The sequence below is a fragment of the Pseudovibrio sp. Ad46 genome, from assembly GCF_001623065.1.
In the GTDB taxonomy this organism is placed as follows: Bacteria; Pseudomonadota; Alphaproteobacteria; order Rhizobiales; family Stappiaceae; genus Pseudovibrio.
The window spans coordinates 1-1,444 of sequence record NZ_LMCG01000029.1 but is presented as its reverse complement, the minus strand read 5'-3'; the positions used below and the strand labels follow the sequence as shown (position 1 = coordinate 1,444).

1 protein-coding gene is annotated in these 1,444 nt (G+C 43.1%); it reads right to left on the bottom strand.

All coding sequences use genetic code 11. The annotated features are described in order from the left end of the window. Nucleotides 1-158: 158 nt before the first annotated feature. Entirely contained in the window at nucleotides 159-878 is a 720-nt protein-coding gene (locus tag PsAD46_RS06310; protein ID WP_063306408.1) for a LuxR family transcriptional regulator, read from the bottom strand. Nucleotides 879-1,444: the final 566 nt, after the last annotated feature.

Below are 1,444 nucleotides of genomic sequence, written 5' to 3'. Positions count from 1 at the left end.
CACTCAGAGAAAAGCTTACAGTCAACGCCTTAATCGCCTCGTGAGTAGCTGCACCTTACCGATCGGTTGAATTGGGACAATCGGGATGCCGTAAAAGTGCAAACAGCAGGAAGCGCGGTGCGAACCCTGCCGAGAGCATAAGTAAGTGTCGTTTAGACTTATTGAATAAGGCCGAACCGAAAACCCTCAGCTACCGCGTGTGTTCTATTCGAAGCATGCAGCTTTCTGGCAGCCGAAGCCAGATACCAGTCCGCAGTATGCTGAGAAATATTTAGGATCTGACTGATCTCCCAACTTGTCTTGCCTGCAGCTGCCCACTTCAGACACTCAAGTTCACGAGGAGTAATGCGATGACGAGGGCGACTGATGTTTGAACCAGCTAGTTCACGCACTTTATTACTCGCATAAATGCCAACCAGATGAAGAACACTGATTTCGCGTTCATTCAGTCGAACTTCTGGTCCACCAAAACTCAGCATGCCTTGATAGTTCTGAAGGCCACGCACTGGCACACACACTCCGTCATACATTCCGTAATCGCGCGCTTCTGACAGAACTTGCTGTGCAGCTGCAGAAAGATTGCTATCACGGGCAACGCTGGACCAAAGAAATGGGCGACTAGCAGTACGCGCTTTCGCGACAATCGGATCATTTTGTATGTAATTACGATCGAGATAACGTTGTTGCCATTCAGGCCGCCAGCCACTCAACATAATAGACCCATCAAAGGATGTGTTAGCTTCGGGGATCGCGGCAAGACAAAAACTTGTAAAGCCAAAAGACTGACCAAGTTCAGCAAGACGCTTAGAAACAAGATCAGGTGTCTCTTCATTATTAACAGATTCAATAAATTCTAGTGCAGCAGTCAATGAGTTCATTTTATACGCCCCTACATATAATGCCTCCAACAATCTTACCTTACGAAATATTCACCTGATTTATAAGGTGAAGCTATTACCCATCATCTAAAAGAGGCTAACTGTTTTCATAACAATAAATAAATGTATTCAATATTACTTCGCTCCCTATAGAAATATGCCCATAGATATTAGTACTGTTAAATTGCACTATGTTTTATTCGAAAGTATCTCATTTAAAAAATTCAGATTTCAAATTATAAATAGATTTTTATTGGGAAAATACATTGAAAAGAGCGCGTTAACACTTGGTTAGTGTTTTCTTACTGATACGGTTCCGCATTTAATCCAATGAAAACATTATACTTTTTTACACATGGTCGAGATCAGATTTCGTGCTTCTATTTGCCCTAGATAGATGCAAAAACCTCAACGATATATCTGAGGGGGACAACGGGGACAACTCCATTCCAGAGCCGCTTTGGGCTCAAAATGCCCCTTATCTTATCGGGCGCTTCACATAATCATATGCTGAGAAGAGCTCTTCAGAAAGAGACCGTAGTCTCATCTGCAAAGACTTGCGCAAC